The sequence below is a fragment of the Facivitalis istanbulensis genome (genome assembly GCF_040560405.1).
Classification (GTDB): domain Bacteria; phylum Pseudomonadota; class Alphaproteobacteria; order Sphingomonadales; family Sphingomonadaceae; genus Sphingomonas; species Sphingomonas istanbulensis.
Genome location: NZ_JAVSCQ010000008.1, coordinates 82,234 through 108,627, shown reverse-complemented (window position 1 = coordinate 108,627; position 26,394 = coordinate 82,234). Strand labels below are relative to the sequence as shown.

Annotated in this window: 20 protein-coding genes, 1 tRNA gene and 1 pseudogene; 16 read left to right on the top strand and 6 right to left on the bottom strand. The window is 66.9% G+C overall.

Annotated features, from left to right (window positions below):
- Positions 1–47 precede the first annotated feature (47 nt).
- Positions 48–1,982: pseudogene (gene mqo / locus RN629_RS07505) on the top strand (malate dehydrogenase (quinone)).
- Positions 1,983–2,088: 106 nt separating this feature from the next.
- Here mqo and RN629_RS07500 read toward each other — a convergent pair.
- A complete protein-coding gene (locus tag RN629_RS07500; protein WP_407034645.1) occupies positions 2,089–2,466 on the bottom strand; it encodes a hypothetical protein in 378 nt (125 codons plus the stop codon).
- A gap of 121 nt (positions 2,467–2,587) precedes the next feature.
- Between RN629_RS07500 and RN629_RS07495 the strand changes: the two genes are divergently transcribed.
- The 6 genes from RN629_RS07495 to RN629_RS07470 all read left to right on the top strand — a co-directional run bounded on the left by RN629_RS07495 (position 2,588) and on the right by RN629_RS07470 (position 9,858).
- Positions 2,588–3,550 carry an ArsR/SmtB family transcription factor gene (locus tag RN629_RS07495; protein ID WP_407034644.1) on the top strand — a complete coding sequence of 321 codons (963 nt, stop codon included), beginning with the start codon at positions 2,588–2,590 and terminating at the stop codon, positions 3,548–3,550.
- Positions 3,547–4,488: a methylenetetrahydrofolate reductase gene (gene metF, locus RN629_RS07490; protein WP_407034643.1), complete on the top strand. Its 942-nt coding sequence runs from the start codon at positions 3,547–3,549 to the stop codon at positions 4,486–4,488. The genes RN629_RS07495 and metF overlap by 4 nt, the downstream gene beginning before the upstream one ends.
- Positions 4,489–4,549: 61 nt before the next feature.
- Positions 4,550–5,596 carry a homocysteine S-methyltransferase family protein gene (locus RN629_RS07485; RefSeq protein ID WP_407034642.1) on the top strand — a complete coding sequence of 349 codons (1,047 nt, stop codon included), beginning with the start codon at positions 4,550–4,552 and terminating at the stop codon, positions 5,594–5,596.
- A gap of 144 nt (positions 5,597–5,740) precedes the next feature.
- Entirely contained in the window at positions 5,741–8,341 is a 2,601-nt protein-coding gene (metH, locus tag RN629_RS07480) for a methionine synthase (RefSeq protein ID WP_407034641.1), read from the top strand.
- A gap of 201 nt (positions 8,342–8,542) precedes the next feature.
- A complete protein-coding gene (gntA, locus tag RN629_RS07475) occupies positions 8,543–9,268 on the top strand; it encodes a guanitoxin biosynthesis heme-dependent pre-guanitoxin N-hydroxylase GntA (protein WP_407034640.1) in 726 nt (241 codons plus the stop codon).
- Positions 9,265–9,858: a DUF1989 domain-containing protein gene (locus RN629_RS07470; RefSeq protein WP_407034639.1), complete on the top strand. Its 594-nt coding sequence runs from the start codon at positions 9,265–9,267 to the stop codon at positions 9,856–9,858. Before gntA ends, RN629_RS07470 begins: the two co-directional genes overlap by 4 nt.
- A 106-nt stretch (positions 9,859–9,964) precedes the next feature.
- On the opposite strand, the gene RN629_RS07465 is transcribed toward RN629_RS07470, so the two are convergent.
- The gene (locus tag RN629_RS07465; RefSeq protein ID WP_407034638.1) at positions 9,965–11,695 is read right to left on the bottom strand and encodes an alkaline phosphatase family protein; all 1,731 of its coding nucleotides are present in this window, start codon (positions 11,693–11,695) and stop codon (positions 9,965–9,967) included.
- A 67-nt stretch (positions 11,696–11,762) separates the two neighbouring features.
- Here RN629_RS07465 and RN629_RS07460 point away from each other — a divergent pair, with 67 nt between their 5' ends.
- The 4 genes from RN629_RS07460 (at position 11,763) to RN629_RS07445 (ending at position 17,067) form a co-directional block, all read left to right on the top strand.
- Complete coding sequence (locus tag RN629_RS07460) at positions 11,763–13,784, top strand: protein-disulfide reductase DsbD family protein (RefSeq protein WP_407034637.1); 2,022 nt, start codon at positions 11,763–11,765, stop codon at positions 13,782–13,784.
- 111 nt (positions 13,785–13,895) lie between these two features.
- Positions 13,896–15,395 (top strand): circularly permuted type 2 ATP-grasp protein, encoded by a 1,500-nt coding sequence (locus RN629_RS07455; RefSeq protein ID WP_407034636.1) that lies wholly within the window; start codon positions 13,896–13,898, stop codon positions 15,393–15,395.
- On the top strand, positions 15,395–16,330 hold the full coding sequence (locus tag RN629_RS07450; protein WP_407034635.1) for an alpha-E domain-containing protein: 936 nt from the start codon (positions 15,395–15,397) through the stop codon (positions 16,328–16,330). The genes RN629_RS07455 and RN629_RS07450 overlap by 1 nt, the downstream gene beginning before the upstream one ends.
- Positions 16,330–17,067, top strand: a complete 738-nt coding sequence (locus RN629_RS07445) for a transglutaminase family protein (RefSeq protein ID WP_407034634.1) — start codon at positions 16,330–16,332, stop codon at positions 17,065–17,067. The genes RN629_RS07450 and RN629_RS07445 overlap by 1 nt, the downstream gene beginning before the upstream one ends.
- Positions 17,068–17,212: 145 nt before the next feature.
- On the opposite strand, the gene RN629_RS07440 is transcribed toward RN629_RS07445, so the two are convergent.
- Positions 17,213–17,992 carry an arginyltransferase gene (locus RN629_RS07440; protein ID WP_407034633.1) on the bottom strand — a complete coding sequence of 260 codons (780 nt, stop codon included), beginning with the start codon at positions 17,990–17,992 and terminating at the stop codon, positions 17,213–17,215.
- A 167-nt stretch (positions 17,993–18,159) separates the two neighbouring features.
- Positions 18,160–19,416, bottom strand: a complete 1,257-nt coding sequence (locus RN629_RS07435; RefSeq protein ID WP_407034632.1) for a threonine ammonia-lyase — start codon at positions 19,414–19,416, stop codon at positions 18,160–18,162.
- A gap of 257 nt (positions 19,417–19,673) precedes the next feature.
- Between RN629_RS07435 and RN629_RS07430 the strand changes: the two genes are divergently transcribed.
- The 4 genes from RN629_RS07430 (at position 19,674) to RN629_RS07415 (ending at position 23,785) form a co-directional block, all read left to right on the top strand.
- Positions 19,674–21,593 carry a potassium transporter Kup gene (locus RN629_RS07430; RefSeq protein WP_407034631.1) on the top strand — a complete coding sequence of 640 codons (1,920 nt, stop codon included), beginning with the start codon at positions 19,674–19,676 and terminating at the stop codon, positions 21,591–21,593.
- Entirely contained in the window at positions 21,590–22,114 is a 525-nt protein-coding gene (locus RN629_RS07425) for a 2'-5' RNA ligase family protein (RefSeq protein WP_407034666.1), read from the top strand. The genes RN629_RS07430 and RN629_RS07425 overlap by 4 nt, the downstream gene beginning before the upstream one ends.
- Positions 22,115–22,169: 55 nt before the next feature.
- Positions 22,170–22,246 (top strand) — tRNA-Met (locus RN629_RS07420).
- A gap of 297 nt (positions 22,247–22,543) precedes the next feature.
- Positions 22,544–23,785: a GGDEF domain-containing protein gene (locus RN629_RS07415; protein WP_407034630.1), complete on the top strand. Its 1,242-nt coding sequence runs from the start codon at positions 22,544–22,546 to the stop codon at positions 23,783–23,785.
- On the opposite strand, the gene fdhD is transcribed toward RN629_RS07415, so the two are convergent.
- Both fdhD and mobA read right to left on the bottom strand, forming a co-directional pair.
- A complete protein-coding gene (gene fdhD, locus RN629_RS07410) occupies positions 23,761–24,618 on the bottom strand; it encodes a formate dehydrogenase accessory sulfurtransferase FdhD (RefSeq protein ID WP_407034629.1) in 858 nt (285 codons plus the stop codon). The two genes, RN629_RS07415 and fdhD, sit on opposite strands and share 25 nt — an antisense overlap.
- Positions 24,615–25,121, bottom strand: coding sequence for a molybdenum cofactor guanylyltransferase (gene mobA, locus RN629_RS07405; RefSeq protein ID WP_407034628.1), 507 nt, complete (start codon positions 25,119–25,121; stop codon positions 24,615–24,617). The genes fdhD and mobA overlap by 4 nt, the downstream gene beginning before the upstream one ends.
- 298 nt (positions 25,122–25,419) lie before the next feature.
- Between mobA and trxB the strand changes: the two genes are divergently transcribed.
- On the top strand, positions 25,420–26,388 hold the full coding sequence (trxB, locus tag RN629_RS07400) for a thioredoxin-disulfide reductase (RefSeq protein WP_407034627.1): 969 nt from the start codon (positions 25,420–25,422) through the stop codon (positions 26,386–26,388).
- Positions 26,389–26,394 lie beyond the last annotated feature (6 nt).

Below are 26,394 nucleotides of genomic sequence, written 5' to 3'. Positions count from 1 at the left end.
TTGCGCCGACATAGCGCGCCTGGGGGCTCCGGGGGCCATATGGACACATGCGACCAACGCGCTATGCGGGCGTTAATACCAGAATAGACACAGTATTTGGGGCGAGGTTTTTGGCTCGGAACGTGTCCTGGTCGTGCCCGAAAGGCGTGGCGGCGGGGCGTTGCGAACCGCAATCACGGCTTTGCGTCGCTTTTCGTCCGACATGGTTTCACGGGCGGATTCCGGCGCGGCCCCGGCAACGAGAAGGCATGACTATGCAGAGTGACCGCAAGCAGGATCGGCTGGATTCGGACCAACAATCGGTCGAGGGCGGGACAGGTATTACGCGGCGCGCGATGATGGGCGCGACGCTGGCGGTGGGCGGGGCTTCGGTCATGCCCTTTTCGACGGCGCAGGCGGCCCAGTCGGAAAGCAAGGTCGACGTGCTGCTCATCGGCGGCGGCATCATGAGCGCGACGCTGGGCGTGCTGCTGCGCGAACTGGAGCCGTCCTGGACGATCGAGCTGGTCGAACGGCTGGACAAGGTCGCCGAGGAAAGCTCGAACGGCTGGAACAATGCGGGCACCGGCCACTCGGCGCTGTGCGAGCTGAACTATACGCCGGTCAACGAGGCGGACGGCAAGGTCGAGATCAAGAAGGCGATCGAGATCAACGAGCAGTTCCAGGTGACGCGCCAGTTCCTGAGCCATCAGCTGCGCGTCGGTGTTTTGAAGAACCCGCGCAGCTTCATCAACTCGACCCCGCACATGAACCTGGTGTGGGGCGACGAGAATGTCGACTTCCTCAGGAAGCGTCATGCCGCGCTGCTCGCCAGCCCGCTCTTCTCGGGCATGGAGTTCACGACCGACCCGCGCCAGATCGCGCAGTGGGTGCCGGTGATGATGGAGGGGCGCAAGCCCGGCCAGCCGCTGGCCGCGACCCGGTCGCAGTTGGGCACCGATTGCGAATGGGGCGAGGTGACGCGCCAGTATATCCGCTCGCTTCAGGGGCAGCCGGGCGTGACGCTGACCACCGGGCACGAGGTCCGCTCGCTGGAGCGCAATGCCGACGGCACGTGGCGCGTGACCGCGCGCGATCGCAAGACCGATGAAAAGCGGATCATCACCGCGCGCTTCGTCTTCGCGGGCGCGGGCGGCGGCGCGCTGCCCATCCTCCAGAAGTCGGGGATTCCCGAGGGCGACGATTATGCCGGCTTCCCGGTCGGCGGGTCGTTCCTGGTCACCGAGAACCCGGCGGTCGCGCTGCGTCACCTGGCCAAGGTCTATGGCAAGGCGGCGACGGGTTCGCCGCCCATGTCGGTGCCGCATCTCGACACCCGCTATCTGAACGGCAAGCATGTGCTGCTGTTCGGTCCGTTCGCGACCTTCTCGACCAAGTTCCTGAAGCAAGGGTCATATTTCGACCTGCCCAAGTCGATCACGCTCGACAATTTCCGTCCGATGCTGTCGGTCGGCTGGAACGAATTCGACCTGGTCGAATATCTGGCCGGGCAGTTGATGATGAGCTAGGAAGACCGGATGAACGCGTTGCGGGAATATCTCCCGAACGCCAAGGATTCCGATTGGCGGCTGTGGCAGGCTGGCCAGCGCGTGCAGATCATCAAGCGCGATCCCGACAAGGGCGGCATCCTGAAGCTCGGGACCGAGATCGTTGCGTCGAAGGATCGCTCGATCGCCGCGCTGCTGGGCGCGTCGCCGGGGGCGTCGACCGCGCCGTCGATCATGCTGAACCTCCTCAAGAAGGTCTTCCCGGACCGCTTGGCCACTCCGGCCTGGCAGGCCAAGGTTCGTGAGATCGTGCCCAGCTATGGCAAGGAGTTGAACGAGGATCGCGATCTGCTGGCGCATGAATGGGCCGCCACCGCCGAGACGCTGCAACTGGCGATGGCACCGCCGCCGGTGTCGGCACCCGCGACCACCGAAGCGCCGCGCCCCGAAGCGACGCGGGTCAGCCCCGACCGGCATCCCGATCTGGCGCTCTGAGCCGGAACGGTCATTCCGCATGAAAAGGGGCCGGTCGTGACGATCCACGACCGGCCCCTTTTTTCTGGGCAATTGGCCCCGATGCGGGTCGGGGCCTTCGCCGATTTTAGCGGCGAACGTTCTCGCCCGCGCGGACCAGCGCGTTGCCGGTCGCCTGGCGCGCATCGTCAGCCCCGTTGCGGATCTTGTCGCCCGCACGGTCGAGGCTGTGGTCGATCTTTTCGCCCGCGCGATCCGCATGGGCGTCGAGCCGGTCGGCGGCGTTGTCGAGCTTCTGCCCGGCGCGATCGAGCGAATTCTCCGCCGAGTTGAGCGCGCGCGCGGTCGCGGCCTCGACATCGTCGCTGGCGTTACGGGTCGTGGCCGCCGCATCGGCGGCGATCGCATTCGCCGCCTGCTCGGTCTGGGTACGGCTGTTTTCACCGCATGCGGCCAGCGAAATGGCGGCGGCACCGGTGATGGCGAGGATGATCGCTTTCTTCATGACGTAGCTCCCGTTCGATAATATTCGGCGTGCAAACGCAGGGCGACCGTTTCGGGTCCGTGTCGGGTCAAATGAGTTCCCATCGTTGACCGCATATAAAGATATCTTTATATCGTAATCCATGGCGAACGCGCTCGAGATATTTCGCGCCCTCAGCGATCCGACGCGGCTGCGCATTCTGGCGCTGCTCCGCTCCATGGAGCTGTCGGTCGGCGAACTGGCGCAGGTGCTGGGCCAGAGCCAGCCGCGGGTGAGCCGCCATGTGAAGATCCTCGTCGATGCTGAACTGGCCGAGCGCCGCAAGGAGGGTAGCTGGGTCTTCGTCGCGCTGGGCGACCGGGGGGCGGTGGAGCCGATGACCGCCGCGCTCGACCGGTGGACGGCCGCCGCGCCCGATCCCTGGGTGGCGGCCGATGTCGCGCGGCTGGCGGCGGTGCGCGCCGACCGGGCGGCGAGTGCTGCGGCCTGGTTCGAGGATCATGCGGGCGAGTGGGATGCGATACGCTCGCTCCATGTCGCGGACAGCGAGATCGAGGAGGCGATGGCGGGCCTGATCGGCGAAGGCCATCTGGGCAGCCTGATCGACATCGGGACCGGCACCGGCCGGATGCTGGAGCTGTTCGGCGACCGCGCGGATGCCGCGCTGGGCATCGATCGGTCGTCCGAGATGCTGCGCTTGGCCCGCGCCAAGCTGCACGGCCGCGCCAATACCGAATTGCGGCAGGCGGACCTCTACGCGCTGCCGATGGGTGACGGCGCGGCGGACATCGCGATCCTGCACCATGTCCTCCACTTCGCGCAGCAGCCGGGCGCGGCCATCGCCGAGGCGGCGCGGGTGCTGGGGCCGGGCGGGCGCTTGCTGATCGCCGATTTCGCGCCGCATGACCGCGAGGAACTGCGGCAGAAGGCGGCGCATAGCCGTCTGGGCTTTGCCGACGAACAGATCGCGGGCTGGTTCGGCCCCGCCGGGCTGACGCTGGCGCGGACCGAGACGCTGGAGGGCGGCGAACTGACCGTCAAGCTCTGGCTAGGTGTGAAGAAGGGGCTTCGGCCCGTCGAGACGAATAGGGTGAAGGCGGCATGACGAACACGATCCTGACGCGCGGAGAGGCCGCGCTGGCGCATGAGGAACCGCTGTTCGCCGATGTCGGCGGCGATATCGCGGTCAGCTTTGAATTCTTTCCGCCCAAGACGGAGAAGATGGACGCCCAGCTCTGGGACGCGATCCGCACGCTGGAGCCGCTCGACCCGCGTTTCGTGTCGGTGACGTACGGCGCGGGCGGTTCGACCCGCGAGCGCACCCATGCGACGGTGGCGCGCATCCAGCGCGAGACGACGCTGGCGGCGGCGGCGCACCTGACCTGTGTCGAGGCGACGCGCGAGGAGATCGATCAGGTCGCGCACGAATATTGGGCGGCGGGCGTGCGGCATATCGTTGCTTTGCGCGGCGATCCGCCTGCCGAGGGCGCGCGCTTCGTCAGCCATCCGGGCGGCTATGCCAATGCCGCCGATCTGGTAGCGGGTCTCAAGAAGCTGCACCCGTTCGAGATTTCGGTCGCGGCCTATCCCGAATGCCACCCGGAGTCGGTCGACAAGCAGGCCGATATCGACAATCTGAAGCGCAAGATCGATGCGGGGGCCAACCGTGCCATTACGCAATTCTTCTTTTCGCCCGAGGCCTATTTTCGCTTCCGCGATGCGGTGGCGGCGGCGGGGATCACCGCCGAGGTCGTGCCGGGCATCCTGCCGGTGTCGAACGTCGCGCAGACCCGCAAGTTCGCCGCGATGTGCGGGGCGACGATTCCCGACTGGATGGACCGGCTGTTCGAGGGGCTGGACGATCATCCCGCCGCGCGCCAACTCGTCGCGGCGACCATCGCCGCCGAGATGTGCCGCCGCCTCTATGCGGGCGGGGTGAAGGGGTTCCATTTCTACACGCTCAACCGTGCCGAGCTGGCCTATGCGATCAGCCATATGCTGGGCGTGCGCGGCAAAAAGGCCGAGGCGGTCGCGGCGGCGTAACGACGCCCGCCGTTCGACGAATATAGGTAGGCCCTTCGTGCGAGGGGCAGGAGCAACAGTTATGACCACCCGCGACATTTTTCGCGCCGAAGCCGCCAAGCGTATCCTCATCACCGACGGCGCGTTCGGCACCGAGATCCAGAACTGGAAGCTGGACGAGGCGGCCTATGCAGGGACGCTGGGCCTGACCCATGACCAGAAGGGCAATAACGACATCCTCGCGCTGACCAAGCCCGAGGTGCCCGAGGCGATCCACCGCGCCTATTTCGAGGCGGGGGCGGACATTGCCGAGACCAACACCTTCTCCGCCAACCGGATCAGCCAGGCCGATTACGGCGCGGAACATCTGGTGCGCGAGATCAACGTCGAGAGCGCGAAGCTCGCCCGCCGCATCGCCGACGAATATCAGGCCAAGGATGGCCGCCCCCGCTTCGTCGCAGGCGCGATCGGGCCGACCAACAAGACGCTGTCGCTGTCGCCCGACGTCAACGATCCCGGCTATCGCGAGATCGACTTCGACTATCTGAAGGACGTGTACCGTGAACAGATCGACGCGCTGGTCGAGGGCGGGGCGGACTTCATCCTGATCGAGACGGTGTTCGACACGCTGAACGCCAAGGCCGGGATCATGGCGGTGATCGAGGCGGGCGAGGCGCGCGGGCGCGAGATTCCGATCATGCTGTCGATGACGCTGACCGATCTGTCGGGCCGCAACCTGTCGGGCCATACGGTCGAGGCGTTCTGGCATGCGGTGCGCCATGCCCGGCCGCTGACCATCGGGCTGAACTGCTCGTTCGGGGCGGAGCAACTGCGTCCGCATGTGAAGACGCTGAGCGAAATCTGCGACACGCTCATCATGATCTATCCCAATGCCGGGCTGCCCAACGAGCTGGGCGCCTATGACGAGGCGCCCGTCACCACCGCCGGGCTGGTTGGCGAATGGGCGGTCGAGGGACAGGTCAATGTGCTGGGCGGCTGTTGCGGCTCGACGCCTGCGCATATCAAGGCGATCGCCGACACGGTGAAGGGGATGAAGCCCCGCGCCATCCCGACCCCGCCGGTCGTCACTCGCCTGGCCGGGCTGGAGCCGTTCACCATGGCGGCTTGATGCCTTTCATTCCTCCCCTGCAAGGGGAGGGGGACCAGCCGGAGGCTGGTGGAGGGGTGTCCCCCCTCTCGATAGCGTGACACCCCTCCGTCAGCGCTGACGCGCTGCCACCTCCCCTTGCAGGGGAGGAATTGAGATCGAAACATGACCCAGACCACCTCCTCCACCAGCTTCGTCAATGTCGGCGAGCGGACCAACGTCACGGGCTCGGCGGCGTTCAAGAAGATGATCCTGGCGGGCGATTATGCCCGCGCGGTGGAGGTGGCGCGCAGCCAGGTCGAGAATGGCGCGCAGGTGGTCGACGTCAACATGGACGAAGGGCTGCTCGACGCCGAATATGCCATGACCACCTTCCTCAAGCTGATCGCCGCCGAACCGGACATTGCGCGCGTGCCGATCATGATCGACAGCTCGAAATGGAGCGTGATCGAGGCGGGGCTGAAGTGCGTGTCGGGCAAGCCGATCGTCAACTCGATCAGCATGAAGGAAGGCGAGGAGGCGTTCCTCCATTATGCCCGCCGCTGCATGGCCTATGGTGCCGCGGCGGTCGTCATGGCGTTCGACGAAGTGGGGCAGGCGGATACCAAGGACCGCAAGGTCGAGATTTGCGCGCGCGCCTATGACCTGCTGACCGGCATCGGCTTCCCCCCCGAGGACATCATCTTCGATCCCAATGTCTTCGCGGTCGCGACGGGCATCGAAGAGCATAACAATTACGGCGTCGACTTCATCGAGGCGTGCCGCGCGATCAAGGCGCGCTGCCCGCACGTCCATATCTCGGGCGGGCTGTCGAACCTGTCGTTCAGCTTTCGCGGCAACGAGCCGGTGCGCCGCGCGATGCACTCGGTGTTCCTCTACCACGCCATTCCCGCGGGGATGGACATGGCGATCGTCAATGCCGGGCAGCTCGATGTGTACGACACGATCGACCCCGAACTGCGCCAGGCGTGCGAGGATGTCGTCCTCAACCGTGACCCGGAAGCGGGCGAGCGGCTGGTCGCGCTGGCCGAACGCTATCGTGGCACTGATGCGGTGGCGGAGAAGCAGGCGGCCGAGTGGCGCAGCCTGCCGGTCGTCAAGCGGCTGGAATATGCGCTGGTCAAGGGCATCGACGCGCATGTCGTCGACGATACCGAGGAATGCCGCCAGCAATTCGCGCGCCCGATCGAGGTGATCGAAGGGCCGTTGATGGACGGGATGAACGTCGTCGGCGACCTGTTCGGATCGGGCAAGATGTTCCTGCCGCAGGTGGTCAAGTCCGCGCGCGTCATGAAGAAGGCGGTCGCGCACCTGTTGCCCTTTATCGAGGCCGCCAAGGAGCCGGGCGCCAAGGGCAAGGGCCGGATCGTCCTCGCCACGGTCAAGGGCGATGTCCACGACATCGGCAAGAACATCGTCGGCGTCGTGCTCCAGTGCAACGGCTTCGAGGTGGTCGATCTGGGCGTCATGGTCCCCTGGGCCAAGATCATCGCGGCGGCGAACGAGAATGATGCCGACATGATCGGCCTGTCGGGCCTCATCACCCCCTCGCTGGACGAGATGGTGACGGTCGGCGAGGAGATGCAGCGGGCGGGCATGACCATGCCGCTGCTGATCGGCGGGGCGACCACCTCCAAGGTCCACACCGCGCTGCGCATCGCGCCCGCCTATGCGGGGCCGGTGGTCCATGTCCTCGACGCATCGCGCGCGGTCGGGGTCGCGACGACGCTGGTGTCCGATACCCAGCGCGATCCCTATGTCGCACAGGTCGCCGCCGATTACGAGGCGGTCCGCCGGGCGCGTGAGGGCAATGGTTCCAATGCGCTCCTGCCGCTGGAGGAGGCGCGGGCGCGCGGCTTCGTCGCGGACATGGCGTTGAAGGCGGGCGATCCGGTGCAGCCGGGCATTCACGTCTATCAGGACTGGGACCTGTCCGACCTGCGCGACTATATCGACTGGACGCCGTTCTTCCGTGCCTGGGAACTGGCGGGTAATTTCCCCGCCATCCTGACCGACGAGGTGGTGGGCGAGAGCGCCAGCGGTCTCTATGCCGATGCGCAAGCCATGCTCAACCGGATCGTCGCGGAGAAGTGGCTGACCGCGCGGGGGATCGCCGCGCTCTGGCCGTGCCGCCGCGACGGCGACGATGTGGTGCTGACCGCCGGGGGCGAAGAGACGCGCATTCCCTTCCTGCGTCAGCAGATCGCCAAGCGCGAAGGCCGCGCGAACATGTGCCTGGCCGACTTCATTGATCCGGCGGGCGACTGGATCGGCGGCTTCGCGGTCGGCATCCATGGTATCGACGCGCATATCGAGCGCTTCCGGGCCGGATATGACGATTATAACGACATCCTGCTGAAGGCGCTGGCCGATCGTCTGGCCGAGGCTTTTGCCGAACGGCTGCACGCGCATGTCCGCACGGACCTGTGGGGCTATGCGGCCGGCGAGCAACTGACCAACGAGGCGCTGATCCGCGAGCAATATCGCGGCATCCGCCCCGCGCCCGGCTATCCGGCCTGTCCCGAACACAGCATCAAGCGGACGCTGTTCGATCTGCTCGGGGCGGAGGATGCGGTCGGACTGGAACTGACCGACAGCTTCGCGATGCTGCCCACGGCGGCGGTGAGCGGTTTCTATTTCGGTCACGCACAGGCCGAATATTTCGGCGTCGCGCGCATCGGCGAGGATCAGGTCGCGGATTATGCCGTGCGGCGCGGCGTCGATGTGGCGCAGGCGACGCGCTGGCTGCGTCCCAATCTCGACTAAGTCCAGGCGATTCCTGGTACGACGCGGCTCGGGTCCGTTCGCGAGCCGTGCACCGTGGTGATGACCGAGAGGGTGGCAAGGGCGCCCCGTTGCTGGTTCTCTGATTGATCGCTATCAAGATCACGGAGCAATCGGCGGCAATATGCTGGTGAAGCAGCGTTTTCGTGGAACGCGGTTTGGTGGGGCACGTTGGAAAGCCCCATGTCGAACGATCAAAGCAGCCTGTTTCCCGCGTCCGATCCCAGCGAACCGGAATCGGTCGATCTGCTTGCCGCGCATATCGCGGCGGCACATTTCCCATGCGTGGGTGCCAAGGCGGCGATGGCGCGTGGCACGCTCGATGTGCTGGGCGCGCGGGACATCGCCAGTGCCTGGGACGATCTGCGGATCCATGACGCGCTGCGCCGCTTTGCCGCGCGCTATCGCGCCGAACCCGCCTTGTTTCGCAGCCTGGCGGTGGTCTTCGCCAACCCCGCCGAACTGGACGAAGCGGATTTCGAGCGGGCGCTGTGGGCGCGGATCCAGTCCCTGTCGGACAAGGATGTCTGGCTGGGCCAGGATTGGGACCAGCGGGTCAGCGCCAACCCCGAGGACCCGCATTTCTCGCTGTCCTTCGGCGGGGAAGCCTTTTTCGTCGTGGGACTTCATCCGCGCGCCAGCCGCCCCGCGCGCCGCTTTCCCCGGCCGACAATGGTGTTCAACCTGCACGATCAGTTCGAGACGCTGCGCGCGCAGGGCAAATATGAAACCATGCGCGAGAAGATCATGGTGCGCGACGAGGCGCTCGCCGGGTCGCGCAACCCGATGCTGGCGCGACATGGCGAGGTCAGCGAGGCGCGCCAATATAGCGGGCGCGTGGTCGAGCCGGGATGGCGCTGCCCCTTTCACTACAAGGGCGCGAACGACGGATCGGGCCAGGGCGCATGAGCGACACGATCGAGATCCCGCCGCGCAGTGGCGACGCCTTTCGGATGCGCAGCGGCGACAGCCTGACCGTCATCGATCCGTGTGGGCGGCAGGTGGCCGACCTGCTGGCCTTCAACGCCGAGGATCTGGGCGAGGTGATCTCATCGGGCCGTACGCTCGATTATGCCGAGACGATCCGGCTGACCACCGGGCACCGCCTCTATTCCAACCGGTCTCGGGTGATGCTCGACATTGTCGAGGATACGGTCGGAATGCATGACTTCCTGCTGACGCCATGCTCGGTCGACACCTTCGACCATTTCTATCCCGATCTGCCGCGCCATCGCGGATGCTTCGGCAATCTGGCGGCGGCACTGGAACCCCATGGCGTGCAGCCGGACCGGATTCCGGTGGCGTTCAACTGCTTCATGAACGTGCCCGTCGATGGCGAGACCGGCAGGTTGCAGGTCCTGCCGCCGCTCAGCGGGCCGGGCGATCACATCCGCTTCGTGGCGCGGATGGACCTGGTGATCGGGCTGACCGCCTGTTCCGCCCCCGCGTCCAATGGCGGCAGTTTCAAGCCGATCCGCTACCGCGTGGATCGCGCTTGAAATTTATTCAGGAATGGGAGGGGAGTAAGGCACGAATGGTTCCTTGCCCTACTCCCCCGCTGTCAGGCCGTCGACCCGCCACGTCACCGTGACGGAAGCAGCGGGCTCAGCGCTTGCACGTGTCGGCGGGGCCGGGATCGAGGTCCAGGCAGCGTCCGTCCACGCCCGGCATGGGCAGGCCGATCGTCGCGGCCAGCGTCGGCGCGATATCGACCGTTTCCACCGACAGCGGCTGCTCGAACCCGGTCATGCCCTTGCGCCAGAACAGGATCGGCACGCGGCGGTCATAGTCCCAGGGCGAGCCATGCGTCTCGACATAACCGGGGACCGGCTCCTCGATGGTCGTCACGCGCGGCTTGAGCAGGATCAGCAGATCGCCTGAGCGTTCCGGGTCGTAGGAGGAACGGGCCCGTTCCTTCAGCGTCCAGGTTTCGGGCGCGCTGGTCGGCCAGGGCGTCGCCGCGATCTCATCCCGGGTCAGCGCGGCGGCGACCTGCGGCAGCGCTTCGTAGCGCCGCTTCGCCTCGGCCAGCACCCTGGCGCGCGTCGCGGCGGGAAGGTTGCGGTTGACGTAGATGTCGCCCTCCGCGCTCATCAGGAGCGGCGGATCATTGGGCAGGCCCATCGCCTGGGCGATGACGGCCGACATCGCCTTGGTCTTCGCCGCCGGCGCGACATGGCTTTCCATCGGCATCGCGCGAATCTGCTGCCGCTCGGTCATGTCGTGCGCGCCGTGATCGGCGGTCAGCATCACCTCATAATCGACGCCGGTCGCGTCCAGCACCTCGAAAAAGCCCGCCAGCGAGCGGTCGAGTTCGGCCATCTGGATGCACATCTCGGTGCCCTGGGTGCCCAGCGCATGGCCGATATAGTCGGTCGCCGACAGCCCGACCGACAGGATGTCGGTGGCCGGACCCTGGCCCAGCTTCATATCCTGCACGAAGCCCGCCGCCATCGCCAGCACGGCGGCGTCCGAGGCGGGGGAGACGCGGAACGCCTTCAGGTCGCCCGCCGCGCGCTCGAACCGCCCGGTGCCCAGCGTCTGGCCGCCGACGGTGATCGGCCGGTCCAGCGGCCTGCAGAAACCGGGCAGCGGCAACGGGCCCTGCGGCCGCGCGATCATGTCGGCGACGGCCTTGCGGGTGCGCTCGACCACCGGCGGCACGGCGCGACCGGCATAGGAGACATAGGTCTTGCCGTCCCACCACCAGATCTGGTCCATCTTGTGGCCGCCCATCATCACGGCGGCGCGGTCCTTGCCCGCGACGGACACGGTGCGCACGCGCGGGTCGGCGGTCTTCATCCGTTCGCCCAGCGTCGGCACCTTCAGGTGCATGTCGGACACGGTGTAATTGTTATGGTCCATGCCCGGGACGCGTTCGTCCTCCGAGCAATAGACGATCTTGTCGGCGCGCGTCAGCGTGGGGTCGACCCAGTTGTTGGCGATGATGCCGGTATGCGCGGGGCGATAGCCGGTCAGGATGGTCGAGTGGCCCGGGCAGGTTTCGGTCGCGGCATGGCTCTGATAGCCCGAGGGGAAGACCGCGCCGGTCAGCATCCGTGCCATCCCGCCGGTGAAATGATTGCGATATTGCTGGAACAGGTCGGCGGCGAACTGGTCGACCGAGATCGCGACGATCAGCTTGGGCGGCGTGGTGGGAAAGGGAGTGAGCGTCGTCGTCGCGGGCTGGTTCGTCATGCCGGCGGGCGCGGCGCCCGGCTGCGGGCTGGCCTGCTGCGCGGCGGCGGGGGCGGCGCACAGCCCGACCGACAGGGCGAAGGACAGGGCGGCGGAGCCGAGGAGCAGGGGGCGAAGCGCGACGGGGAACGACGTCATGGGCATCCTTGATGCAAAGCGGGAACGGCGGCGCTATGGAACGCCAAACGGGTATAGGGCAAGGTCGATGCGCGGTTGGTTTTACATCCTGATGACGGCGGTGTTCATGGTGACGGTGCACGCCGTCGCCATGGCCGAAAGCGCGCCCGCCGCGCCCGGGGCGATCCATCTGCCCATGCGCATGGTTGCCGAAAGCGCGCGCCCCGCCGCTGGACGGACGGTGACGATCGCACTGGCCGCGACGCCCGAGAAAGGCTGGCACGGCTATTGGAAGAATGGCGGCGATGCGGGCCTGCCGACCGAGGCGCACTGGACGCTGCCCCAGGGGATGAGCGCGGGCGCGTTGCGCTATCCGGTGCCCGGGCGGCTGAAGATCGCCGGGTTGATGAATTATGTCTATGAGCGGCCCTTCACCCTGCTCGTTGACCTGTCGGTGCCCGCCGGGCTGGCCCAGGGCACCGCGCTCCCCGTGTCGGTGAAGCTTGATTACCTGGTCTGCACCGACACCATCTGCGTGCCCGAAAGCCAGACGCTGTCGACCCGGCTGACCGTCGGCGATGGCGCGGTCGATCCCGCCGTGCGCGCGGAGTTTGACCGCTGGCGTGCGGCCCTGCCCAAGCCGCTGGGCGGCGACGCGACGATCGAGACGAAGGACAAGGCGGTGCGGATTGCCGTGCCGCTGCCCGCCGCCGTCACGGTCAAGGATGCCTATTTCTATCCGGACCGTAGCGGCGTGATCGACCATGCCGCGCCGCAGGCCGTGACGCGGCAGGGGGATCAGTTGATCCTCGCCATGCCCGCCGCCGCGATGCCGACGCCCGGCCCGGTATCCGGCGTGCTGTCGCTGGGCGAGGGGCAGGGACTGGCCTTTGCGGCCAAGCCGGGTGCGATCGCCGGTACTGGCGGTGCGGACCATGGGATCGGCGCGGTCGCGCTGGCCTTTCTGGGCGCGGTGCTGGGTGGCTTGCTGCTCAACATCATGCCCTGCGTCTTCCCGATCCTGAGCCTGAAGGCGCTCAGTCTGGCCCGTGGCGGCGGTGAGGAACGCCATGCCCGGACCGAGGCGCTGGCCTATACGGCGGGCGTCGTGCTGGTCTGTGTCGGGCTCGGCGTCATCCTGCTGGCGCTGCGCGCGGGCGGCCAGAGCGCGGGCTGGGCGTTCCAGCTGCAGGATCCGCGCGTGATCGGCATCCTGTTGCTGCTGGTTGCCGGGATCGCATTCAACCTCGCCGGGCTGTTCGAACTGCCGACCCCGGCCTTTGCCGGGCGGTCGGGCGCGATGGGATCGTTCGCCACCGGCGCGCTGGCGGCGTTCGTCGCCACGCCCTGCTCGGGGCCGTTCATGGCGGGCGCGCTGGGCGCGGCGCTGGTGCTTCCGGCGGCGGCGGCGCTGGCGGTGTTCGCCGGACTGGGGCTGGGGATCGCGCTGCCCTTCCTCGCCATCGGTTTTGTCCCCGCGCTCCGGCGGCGATTGCCCCGGCCGGGGATGTGGATGGTCCGGTTGCGCCACATCCTGTCGGTGCCGATGTTCCTGACCGCGCTCGCGCTCGCCTGGATCCTGGGGCAGGAGGCTGGCGTGCCGGGCATGACGCTGGGCCTCGCCGCCGCGCTGCTCACCGCTTTGGGGCTGTGGTGGACGGGGTTGCGCCAGCATGGTGGCAAGGGCCGCGCGGGCTGGCCCGCCATCGTCGCGCTGGTCCTCGCGGTCGCGCTGGTGGTCACGGTAAAGCCCGCCACCGCGGTCGCGGCCAAGACCGCCGACACCGCCTTCACCGAAGCCAGGCTGGAATCGCTGCGCGCCAGGGGACAGCCGGTCTTCGCCTATTTCACCGCCGACTGGTGCCTGAGCTGCAAGGTCAATGAAGCGGCGGCGATCGAACGCGGATCGGTGCGCGACGCGTTCGCCCGGCACAAGGTCGCGGTGCTGGTCGGCGACTGGACCGATGGCGATCCGGTGTTGGGGCGGTTCATCGAACGGCATAACCGCGCGGGCGTGCCGCTCTACCTTTATTATGCACCGGGGGCGAAGACGCCGCAGGTCCTGCCGCAAGTGCTGACCCCGTCGATTCTGGAGCGGCTGGGCGCGTAACGCCTCCAAAATCCTTTCCTGCCAGGGAAGGAATTCTGTTCGGGCCCCTTGTGCGCGGCGATTACGCGGTGCAGCATGGCGAGCGGATCAGATCGGGGAGCGTATCACTGGATGGGGACAATCGCCGCGTTCGACGAAATCATGGGTGCCGTTGACGCGACCGCGCCGCGCCCCGAACTCTCTGCCTTGCAACGCTGGCTCGATCAAACCCCCGTTTCCGAACTGCGCCGCCGCCAGCAGGCCGCCGAGACCACGTTTCGCCAGCTCGGCATCACCTTTGCCGTCTATGGCGAAAGCGACGCGGCCGAGCGGATCATCCCCTTCGACATCGTGCCGCGCGTGTTCCTGCCCGACGAATGGGCGCGCCTGTCCGAGGGGCTGGTGCAGCGGGTGGAGGCGATCAACGCCTTTCTCGACGACATTTACGGGGCGCGGAAGATCCTGCGCGACGGCGTGTTGCCGCCCGACCTGATCTTCGGCAATCCGCAGTTCCGGCCGGAAATCGCGGGGATGCGCCCGCCGCACGGTGTGTGGGCGCATATCTGCGGCATCGATCTGGTGCGCACCGGGCCGGACGATTTCTTCGTGCTGGAGGACAATGCCCGCACCCCGTCCGGCGTCAGCTACATGCTGGAGAATCGCGAGGCGATGCTGCGTCTCTGCCCCGAGCTGTTCCGGCAGTTCCGGGTGGCGGCGGTGGACAGCTATCCCGATCGCCTTCTCGCGACGATGAAGTCGGTCGCGCCGCACGGCGTGATGGCGCCGACCTGCGTCGTGCTGACCCCCGGCCATTATAATTCGGCCTATTATGAACACAGCTTCCTGGCCGATTCGATGGGCGTCGAGCTGGTCGAGGCCGCCGACCTGGTGGTGGATGACGACATCGTCTGGATGCGCACCATCGCCGGGCGGGTGAAGGTCGACGTCATCTATCGCCGGGTGGATGACGATTTCCTCGATCCGCTGGTCTTCCGTCCCGATTCGATGCTGGGGGTACCGGGGCTGATCGCGGCCTATGCGGCGGGCAATGTCGCGATCCTCAACGCGCCGGGCAACGGCATCGCCGACGACAAGGCGATCTACAGCTATATGCCCGACATCGTCCGCTATTATTCGGGCGCGGAGCCCAAGCTGAAGAATGTCGAGACCTGGCGCTGCCGCGAGCCGGAGGCGCTGGCCTATGTCCTCGACCATCTGGACGAGTTGGTGGTCAAGCTGGTCGACGGGTCGGGCGGCTATGGGATGCTGGTCGGCCCGACCGCGACCCGGGTGCAGATCGAGCATTTCCGCGCCGCGCTGATCGCCGAGCCGCATCGCTATATCGCGCAGCCGACGCTGGCGCTGTCCACCGTTCCCACGCTGGTCGAAAGCGGGGTCGCGCCGCGCCATGTCGATTTCCGTCCCTTCGTCCTGACCGGGGGCGACGGGGTGCAGGTGACGCCGGGCGGGCTGACCCGCGTGGCGCTGCGCGAAGGGTCGCTGGTCGTCAATTCGAGCCAGGGCGGCGGGACGAAGGACAGTTTCGTGCTGATGCCCGAGGAACCCGATCCCTGGACACAGGTCCAGGGATCGTCGGCGGATGGCGAGATCCGGTCCGAGGGGGATCGCTGATGCTGTCGCGCACCGCATCCTCGCTTTATTGGCTGGGTCGTTACTTTGAGCGCGCGGATTTCATCGCGCGGCTGGTCGAGGCAACCGTCCGGCTGGACGTGCTGTCGCCGCGCTCCGCCGGGCTGGCCGCCTGGGGATCGGCGCTGGCCGTGACCGACACCGCCAGCGCCTTTGCCGAGGGCGGGCGTGAGCTGCGGCGGCGCGAGGTCGCGCGCTTCCTGACGGTCGAACCCTGTCATCCCGGTTCGATCGTCCGCTGTGTCGAGATGGCGCGGATCAACGCGCGCGCGGTCCGTACCGCGCTGACCCGCGAGGCGTGGAGCGCGATCAACCGCGCCTGGCTGCATTTCGAGGCGCGGCCGGCGGCGGACGAGCCCGGTGCGGTGCTGAACCTGGTCGAGGCGGTGAAGAACGAGACGCGCGGCTTCGAGGGCGCGGTCCACCGGATGCTGCGCAACCAGACGACATGGTTCATCCGGCTGGGCCAGGCGGTCGAGCGCGCGGACAATACCGCGCGGCTGCTCGACGTGAAATACCATATCCTGCTGCCGGCGGGCGAGCGGATCGGCGGGGTGGTCGATCGCGACCAGTGGACCACGATCCTGCAGACCGTGTCGGCGGTCACGGCCTATCGCTGGCTCTATTCCGACGGGCTCAAGCCCTCGAACGTGATCGACCTGCTGATCGCGCGCGCCGAATTGCCGCGCAGCCTGGCGGCCTCGGTCGAGGAGACGGTGGACGTGCTGGGACAACTCGCCCGGCGCACGGGGCAGCATGGGGAGGCGGATCGTATGGCGAGGATGCGGGCAAGCCGGATGAGCAAGACGCGGTCGGGCGATGTGATCGCGGGTGGGCTCCACCAATATCTGGAAGGCTTTATCGAGGAGAATGCCCAACTGCACGGTGCCATCGGCCGCCAGTTCAAATTCGCCTGATGCGGATCGCGATCGAGCAGCAGATCGTCCACCGCCCCGGTCGGGGGCCTGGCCAGTCGGTGCGGATGGTGCGGCTGACACCGGAGAATTACGACGATCAGACCGTGGTGCATTGGCGGATCGACGTCGATTGCGACGCGCGGATGCGGCGGGGGCAGGACGGGTTCGGCAATGCCGTGACCATGCTCTATGTCGACGCGGCGATCGACACGATCACCATCACCGCGAGTGGCGAGGTGTTGACCAGCGATGCGCATGGGCTGGTGCGTGGTGCGACCGAGACCTTGCCGCCCGCCTTGTTCCTGCGGGCCACGGCGCTCACCCCGGCCGAACCGGCGATCGTCGACTGGGCGGCCGGGATCGCGGCGTCGGCGGCGGCCGGGCCGCTGGCCGTGCTGCACGGGATCAATGCCGCGCTGCACCGGGCCGAGGACTCGGCCGTGGCGCTGTTGCCCGATCCCGCGCATGTCTTTTGCGTCGCCGCGCGGTCGCTCGGCATCCCGGCCCGCTATGTCTCGGGCTATGTGGCGCGCGACGAGACGTGGCGGGGGCAGCCGCATGGCTGGGCCGAGGCGCATGTCGAGGGACTGGGCTGGATCGGCTTCGATCCCGCGACGGGGTTGAGCCCGCAGGACGGCCATGTCCGTGTCGCTATCGCGCTGGACGCGGCGGGCACGGCGTCGATCGCCGGGCCGGCGCCGATGTGCGAGAAGACGGAGGCGGGCGAGGGGCAATAGGGCTCGCTCCCCACTGTCGTTTCGCCGGTCGCTGTGACTGGAGAGCGTGAGGAGGGACGCCCCCGTTCGTCACCGGAAAACGTCAGGCCCGGCTTTCTCTTCCCGTTGCAGGGGAGCAGGAGGCCGGCGCCCGGCGCGAGCCCTTCTACAGCCTGTCCATCGGTGGGGGCGTGGTATCGGCCGGTGTCTCGTCGGACAGCGGGGCCCAGCCGCGTGGACCCAGCGCTTCCAGCGGTTGGTAGCGGGTCTTATAGGCCATGCGCGGCGACCCCTTCACCCAATAGCCCAGATAGACATAGGGCAACTGCGTCGCGCGGGCGCGCAGGATATGGTCCAGGATGATGAAATTGCCCAGGCCGGGGCGGCTGTCATCCTCGGTCTCGTAAAAGCTGTAGACCATGGACAGGCCATCGCCCTGCCGATCGGTCAGGCACGCCCCCACCAGCCGTCCCCGTTCGCCGTTGGGGCCCATGGGCTCGCGATATTCGACGATGACCGACTGGACCGGCGACAACTCGACCATGTCGGCATAATCGCTTTCGTCCATCGCGGTCATCCCGCCGCCGGGATGGCGCTTGCCCAGATAGCGGCTGAGCAGGTCGAACTGCTCGGTGGTCGCCCAGGGCTGGCAGGCGGTGACGTCCAGATCGGCGTGACGGCGCAGCAGCCGGCGCTGCGTGCCGTTGGGGCGAAACCCCTCGGTCACGATGCGCACCGACACGCAGGCGGTGCAGCCCGCGCAGGAGGGGCGATACGCGACGCCCTGGCTGCGCCGGAAGCCGATGCGGCTCAGCGCTTCGTTCAGTTCGTCGGCATGTTCACCGTTCAGCTCGGTAAAGACCTTCCGCTCCTCCCGGCCCGGCAGATAGGGGCAGGGAGCGGGGCTGGTGACGAAAAAGCGCGGAAAACGAAAGGGCGCGGTCACCGCCTGAGACTTTCCTTCGGAACGGACAAGAACCGTCTCTTACCGGTTTTACCGGCCGTTGCGATGGCTTTGGGCCGTTCGGAAACGGGACGATGGCCGAAAAACTTTTCGGGACGGGCGGATGGGGCGGGCAAAGGCGCTGAGCGTGCCCGCCCCGGACGAGGATGTCAGGCGAGTTCGACCTGGCTCGTCTCATAGCCGGCGGCGCGCAACGCCTCGATCAGCCGGTGGAGATGCAGCGCGTCGCGCGTCTCGCACTCGATATCGGTGATCAGGCCCTTGGCGGGCAGGGTGGTGAAGACGCGCTGGTGATAGACCTCGATGATATTCACCCGCTCATGGTCGAAGATGCGCGCGACGTTGAAAAGCGCGCCCGGCTGGTCCTGCAACCGGATGCGCAGGCGGGCGAGGCGGCCCGACCGCGCCAGGTCGCGCAACAGGACATTGGCGAGCAGCCGCGTGTCGATATTGCCGCCGCACAGCACGATGCCCACCGTCTTGCCGCGGAAGCGTTCGGGATAGGACATCAGCGCGGCGAGGCCCGCCGCGCCCGCGCCCTCGACCACCGTTTTCTCGATCTGGAGCAGCGCGCTGACCGCTTCCTCCAGATGGCGTTCGTCGACCAGCAGGATCTCGCGCACCAGCGCCGCGACCGTCTGCCCGGTCAGGCCGCCCGGTTCCTTCACCGCGATGCCCTCGGCCAGCGTATCGCCCGCGCAGGGAAGGTCGGTGCCGTTCAGCCGGTTGTACATCGACGGGAAGAGCGCGGCCTGCACCCCGACGACCTCGACCGGGCGCTCGCGCGCCGCCGCGACGGTGGCGATGCCCGAGATCAGGCCGCCGCCGCCGATCGGCACAAGCAGCGTGTCGATGCCGGGCGCATCCTCCAGCATTTCGAGCGCGACCGTCCCTTGCCCCGCGATGACGCGCGGATCGTCGAACGGGTGGACGAAGGTGAAGCCGCGTTCGGCCTCCAGCACGCGGGCATGGGCATAGGCGGCGTCGAACGTGTCGCCTTCCAGCACCACGGTCGCGCCATGCCCCTCGGTCTGGACGATCTTCACGATCGGAGTCGTGCGCGGCATCACGATGGTGGCGGGCACGCCCAGCCGGTTGGCGTGATAGGCCAGCCCTTGTGCGTGATTGCCCGCCGAGGCGGCGATCACGCCCTTGGACCGGGCCTCCTCGGACAACTGGAGCAAGGTGTTGAGCGCGCCGCGTTCCTTGTAAGCGGCGGTGAACTGGAGGTTTTCGAACTTGAGATAGACGGTCGCGCCGGTCAGTTGCGACAGGGTCCGGCTGATGAGCGTCGGCGTCCGGATGATCCGGTCCGAAATCCGGGCATGGGCGGCACGGACATCGTCGATGGTGACGAGCGGGGACGGATTTTCCGAAGCGGCCTGAACGGCGGTGCGACTAACCATGGCGACGCCGTAGCCGATCGAGGGCGGGAGGTGAACCTGTCGTCGCTGCCCTTATGGCTTTCCCGGCCGTGCCGGACGGATCGGCGCCGGTGTTGCATCGTCGCATCGCTCCGGTTCCGAAATCATGCCCGAAGGCAACAAGCGGGCGGGGCCCGCGTTGCTGGCCTTCTGGGGTCATGCTAGGGGCGCGCGATGATCGAAGGGTTGCCACGCATGTCGCCGATGATCCTCCCCATCCACGGCGCGATCCTCGGGCGATGAGCGTCGCTCCAGCCGGTGTCGCGACAGCCGCGACCGAGGATCATCATCATCACCCGTCGAACGGCATGGCGCGGCTCGCGCTGGGGGCGATCGGCGTGGTCTTCGGCGATATCGGGACCAGCCCGCTCTACGCGTTTCGCGAGACCTTCGCCAATCCGCATCACCCCCTGCCGGTCGACGCGCCGCACATCCTGGGCGTCATCAGCCTGATCTTCTGGTCGATGATGATCGTGGTGTCGGTCAAATATGTCTCCATCATCATGCGCGCGGACAATAAGGGCGAGGGGGGCAGCCTGGCGCTGCTGGCGCTCGTGTCGGGCCAGACCAAGACGCGGCGCTGGTCGCGGGGAATCGTGCTGCTCGGCGTCTTCGCCACCGCGCTATTTTACGGCGACAGCATGATCACGCCCGCCGTCACCGTGTTGAGCGCGGTGGAGGGGCTGGCCGTCGCCGCCCCCGCCTTTGGCAGTTTCGTGCTGCCCATCGCGATCACCATCCTGATCGTGCTGTTCAAGATCCAGCGTTCGGGCACCGAGCGGGTCGGCCTGTTCTTCGGTCCGGTCATGCTCCTCTATTTCACGACGATCGCCGTGCTGGGCGTGATGAGCTTCGTGCAGACGCCGGGCATCCTCTGGGCATTGTCGCCGCATTATGCGGTGGAGTTCTTCTTCATCGATCCGCTGCGCGGTTTCCTGGCGCTGGGATCGGTCGTGCTGGCGGTGACCGGGGCGGAGGCGCTCTATGCCGATATGGGGCATTTCGGGCGGCGGCCGATCGGCCTGTCCTGGCTGTGCTTCGTCCTGCCGGCGCTGATGCTCAATTATATGGGGCAGGGGGCGCTGCTGTTCCGTGAGGGGGCAGCGGCGCTGGAAAGCCCCTTCTATATGCTCGCGCCCGACGGGCTGCGGCTGCCGCTGGTCATCCTGGCAACCGCCGCCGCCGTGATCGCGAGCCAGGCGGTCATCACCGGCGCCTTTTCGGTGACGCAGCAGGCGATCCAGCTGGGCTTCATGCCGCGCCTGCGCATCGAGCATACATCGGCCATGACCGCCGGGCAGATCTATATCCCGCTCATCAACTGGATGTTGATGGTGATGGTGATCCTGCTCGTGCTGTTCTTCCGGTCCTCGTCCAACCTCACCTCGGCCTATGGTATCGCGGTGACGGGCGCGATGCTGATCGACACCTGCCTGCTGGGCGTCGCGCTCACCCGGTTGTGGAAATGGCCGCTCTTCGCCGCCTTGCCGCTGCTGGGCCTCTTCTTCCTCGTCGACGGGGCGTATTTCTTCGCCAACCTGACCAAGGTGCCGGCGGGCGGCTGGTTCCCGCTGCTGGTCGGCTTCATCGTCTTCACCTTCCTGACCACCTGGTCGACGGGGCGCAAGCTGATGATCCAGCGGTTGCGCGAAGGGGCGATGCCGATCCGCATCTTCATCGATTCGGCCGCCAATGCCGCCAGCCGCGTGTCGGGCACCGCGATCTTCATGACCTCTTCGCCCGAAGGGGTGCCGCATGCGCTGCTGCACAATCTCAAGCACAACAAGGTGCTGCACGAACGGATCATCCTGCTGACCGTCAAGATCGTCAGCCAGCCCTATTGGCCCGATCATGACCGGGCCAAGCTGGACGATCTGGGCCATGGCTTCTACCGGCTGGTCCTGCGCTTCGGCTTCATGGAAGAGGCCGACGTCCCGGCCGCGTTGAAGCGGGTCGACATGGCGGGCGGGGCGTTCAAGATGATGGACACCAGCTTCTTCCTGTCGCGCCAGACGTTGCTCGCCGCCGAGCGGCCGGGCATGTCGGTATGGCGCGAAAAGCTGTTCTCCTGGATGCTGCGCAACGCCGAGAGCGCGATGGAGTTTTTCCGCCTGCCGACCAACCGGGTGGTGGAACTGGGCAGCCAGGTGGAAATCTGACCGACGCGCGTGCCTCCCTCCCGGCGCCGATCATCGTCACCACGCTGTTCGGGCGAGCCGATCAGGGATGGCTTGATGGTCTGCGCCGTCAATATTTTCCGCCCGAGCGGAATGTCCTCGACGCGCATTGCACGCTGTTCCACCATCTGCCGCCCTCGATAGAGGTGGAATTGAAGCACCGGCTCAACACCCTGACCCGGGGCGTGCGCGCGCCGGAGGCACGGGCGAGCGGGCTGATGTCGCTGGGCAGGGGGGTGGCGATCCGGATCGAGTCTCCCGGGCTGGCCGCGATCCGGGCCGACCTGGTCGACGCCTTTGCCGGTTTGCTGACTCCACAGGATGCGGGCGGCTGGCGCGCGCATGTGACCGTTCAGAACAAGGTGACGCCGGCCACCGCCAGGCTGCTCCTTCAGCAGATGGAGCGCGATTTTCGCCCGCGCCGCGTCGAGCTGATCGGTCTGGGCGCATGGTGGTATCGTGGCGGGCCGTGGGAACCGATTTCTCGTCATTTGTTCGCTTGACGCCCGGAAATAGCCTGTCTATAGGCGCGCCTCCACCGGGTGGAACGCCTAGCATGGCGAAGTAGCTCAGCTGGTTAGAGCAGCGGAATCATAATCCGCGTGTCGGGGGTTCAAGTCCCTCCTTCGCTACCACCCGGTGTATTTCCTTTTTATTTGAATGGCATGGCTTACAGTTTGCAGGGCGGTCATCGTGTTGTGCCCGTAACAGGATGAGTGGCGACTTGCCCATAAAGGGGCGAGGCGCGCGCGTCTCAACCGTTCGCCCGCGGTCCCGGATCATGTCCTGGCGGCGTGCTATCACCTGCGCGGCAATGCTGGTCCTCCGTCAATGTGATAATCGGAGCCCGCGCTCCTCCACTTTAACATATCCTTTGCCTCTGCGGGGTAGAGGGACAGCGAGGACAATCGACAGGGGCTTGGGATCGGTTCGTGAGCGCAGCGGTCTATGCTCTTGTTGCCAATAGCTGCGTGGCGGCCCTGTTTGTCGTCACATACGGCCTGTTGGCGCTATCCTATTCCCGGCAACGCGCGGCCATATGGTTCATGGTCAGCTATTTGCTGGGATTCCTGACGCCCTTCAGTCAGTTGCTGATCCATTTTACCGATCATGTCCTGCTATTCTCGCTGATCGGCTACGGCTCGTTTCTGGGCAGCATATTGGTGATGGCGGTCGGCATCCGGGTCTTTTCCGGCTCTCCCCCTCATACGCGCCTGATGCTGCTGCTATGGATGGCGGGGATGGCGTTGCGGCTGGCGACCATGCACGGCACCCGTTGCACGCTGCCCTATGAGATCGCGTTCCAACTGCCGTTCGCGGGAGCCTCTGCGCTGGCGCTGGTCGCGGCGCGGCGTATCCGCCAGCATGGGCTGATCCGTGCGCTGATCAGTGGCGTCTTCGTCGTGATTTTCGCGCATTTTCTCATCAAGCCCTTCATGGCCGTGGCGCTGGGCACGGGCACCACCGCGAAGGCCTATGCGGGAAGCCTCTATGCCATCGCCTCGCAGATCTCGACGGGCGTGCTGCTGGTCGCGGCGGGCCTGTTCCTGATGCTGCTGGTCATCCAGAAGGCGCTGGAGGAGACGATCCTCGATGCAGAGACCGATCCGCTGACCGGGTTGACCAACCGGCGCGGCCTTTACCGGATGGGGCCGACGATGCTGGCCGAGGCAAAGCGCGACGGGCATGCGCTCTACGCCCTTGTCCTGGATCTCGACCATTTCAAGCGGATCAACGACCGGCACGGCCATGCCATGGGCGATCTGGTGCTGGTCGCCTTTGCGGATGTGCTGCATCGGCTGGCGACCCCGGACGCGCTGGCGGTGCGCATGGGAGGCGAGGAGTTCACCCTGTTGCTGCCCGATCGTGGCGGGACCGATCATCCGCTCGACAATCGCGCGGTCCGGTTGAGCCGGGCGATCCGGTCCGCGCTGGAGTCCTTCGCCGACCGCAACCTGCCCGTCGTGACGGTCAGCGGCGGGATCGCTCGCCAGGAGCCGGGCGAGACGATCGACAGCTTGATCGCGCGCGCGGACCAACTGGCTTATCGTGCCAAGCGGCTGGGGCGAAACCGGATCCTGAACGATCGGATCGACATGCCGGCACCCGAGGTCGTGCTTCGGCCGGTCCCGGTCGAAACCGGCGGGGATCAGCGGGCCAGAGCGCGCGGCTGATCGAACCGGCCATGCGGGTCATGCGCCACGAGCATGGCGTCCCGCCGGGCCAGCGCGATCAGGGTCAGGCCATGGGCGCGCGCGTGATCGACCGCCAGGGTGGTCGGTGCCGAAATGCCGACCAGCAACCCCACCCCCGCGACCAGCGCCTTGTCCACCATCTCATAGCTGATCCGCGAGGTGACGAGGAGAAAGTCGGGCGCTGACGCATCACCCTGCGCCAACAGGCCGATCAGCTTGTCGAGGGCATTGTGGCGGCCGACATCCTCCGCCGCCGCCAGCACCGCGCCGCTCGCGTCATAGGCGATCGCCGCATGGACCGCCCCGGTCAGGCCATTGAGCGGCTGTTGCCCGCGAACGCTCTCCAAGGTCGCAAAGAGCGTTTCCGCCCGTGCCTGCGGGACCGGGGGCTGCGTCGTCACCGGGCGGGCGATCTGCTCCAGCCCCGACAGGCCGCACAGCCCACAACTCGTATCGCTGGTCCGGTGGCGTACCCGATCCTGGATCCGTCCCCGGCAATGCTCGGCGAGCGTCACCCGGACGATCCATCCGCGCTCGGCCGAGAAGGGCTCGATCGCGATGATGTCCGCTGCCCGGTCGACCAGTCTTTCGGTCAGCAGAAAGCCCGTGGCAAAGGCGTCCAGCCGGTCGGGCGTCATCATCATGACCGCATAGCCGAAGCCGTCGACCTCGATCGCGACCGGGCATTCGACCGCCACATTCCGTTCGATCGCACGGGTCGCGCCATCGGGCGTGCGCCGAAGCAGCGTCAAGAGACGCGCGGGATCATGATCGACCGTCTTCACCGGGTTCGCCGGCCCTGCGGCCTTCATAGGGCAGCGAGATCGGCCGGGGTGTTCACATTGGCGATCGGCTGGGGCGAGGCGATGGGGATCGCTCCGATCGCCCGGGCCCAGCCACGCACCGATCGATCCTGCCCCAGCGACAGATGCGCCATCAGTTGCGCGCCCAGCGCGGCGGGCCACAGCCCGAGCACCGGTGCGTCCTCGCAATAGCTGGGCTCGCGTCGCAGAATCGCCTCGATCAGGCCATCGGGCAGATGCGGCATGTCGCAACCGATCGTCAGGACGCAGCGAAAGCGATGGCTGGCGGCATAATCCAGCGCACCGGCGATCCCGCCCAGCGGTCCCATTCCGGGCGTCGGCATGTCGGGGACGCCATCCGCTCCCCCGACCTGCACGACCCGCGCGCAATAGGGGGCGATGGAGGAACGGGCATGCGCCACCAGGGGACGGTCCCCCAATATGGCAACCGCCTTGTTCGATCCAAAGCGCGACGACCGTCCCCCGGTCAATACCGCTCCCAAGATGCTCATGAGGTCAGGCGCACCTTGATCGAGGCCGATCCGGCCCCAGGTACATGGCCTGGCCGCACGCCAAGCTCCCACGGGGTCAGGCAGGGGCGTCCTGGATGCGAAATACCAACATATTCCTCAGGGATATTATATTCGAACACTCCACATCCTTCGACCACATATTCCTGCCCGCCATCAGGCGGTTCTGCACCTGCAAGGCCTAACGAAGCACGCCGCGATTGGCCGCATGAGAAGCGGTTCATTTTTCGAGCGCCTGCGCCTATCTGTGCGGTGATATTGCGTTTCACAGGAATTGGACATGACCACCTACGCCACCCGTATGCTCATCCTCGGCTCCGGCCCCGCGGGGCTGTCCGCCGCCATCTATGGCGCGCGCGCCGGGATGAAGCCGATCGTGGTGCAGGGTATCCAGCCGGGCGGGCAGTTGACCACCACCACGGATGTCGAGAATTATCCGGGCTTCGCCGATGTCATCCAGGGCCCCTGGCTGATGGAGCAGATGCAGAAGCAGGCGGAACATGTCGGCGCGCGGATGATGTGGGATACGATTACGCAGGTCGATCTGACCCAGCGCCCCTTTCGCCTGATCGGCGATGGCGGCGACGTCTATGAGGGCGATGTGCTGGTCATCGCGACGGGCGCGCAGGCCAAGTGGCTGGGCCTGGACAGCGAGGAGGCGATGAAGGGCAAGGGCGTGTCGGCCTGCGCCACCTGCGACGGCTTCTTCTATCGCGGCAAGAAGGTGGCGGTGATCGGCGGCGGCAACACCGCGGTCGAGGAGGCGCTGTACCTGACCAATCATTCCGACGATGTGACCCTGATCCATCGCCGGGACAGCCTGCGCGCCGAGCGGATCCTGCAGGAACGGCTGTTCGCGCATCCGAACGTCAAGGTGTTGTGGAACCAGGAAGTCCGCGCGTTCGTCGACGGCGGGGGCACGGCCGGGCTGGTCGCGCTCGATCTGGTCGACACGGTGACGGGCGAGCATAGCCGCCTCGACGTGGAGGGCGGCTTCGTCGCGATCGGCCATCATCCGGCCACCGAGCTGTTCCGTGGTCATCTGGAGCTGGACAAGGACGGCTATGTCGCGGTCGAGAAGGGTTCGACCCGCACCAGCATTCCGGGCGTCTTTGCCTGTGGTGACGTCGCCGACAAGGTCTATCGCCAGGCGGTGACGGCGGCGGGTACGGGCTGCATGGCTGCGCTCGACGCCGAGCGTTTCCTCGCGGCGGCCGAGTTCGAGGATAGGGCCAAGGCGGCGGAATAAGGGGAC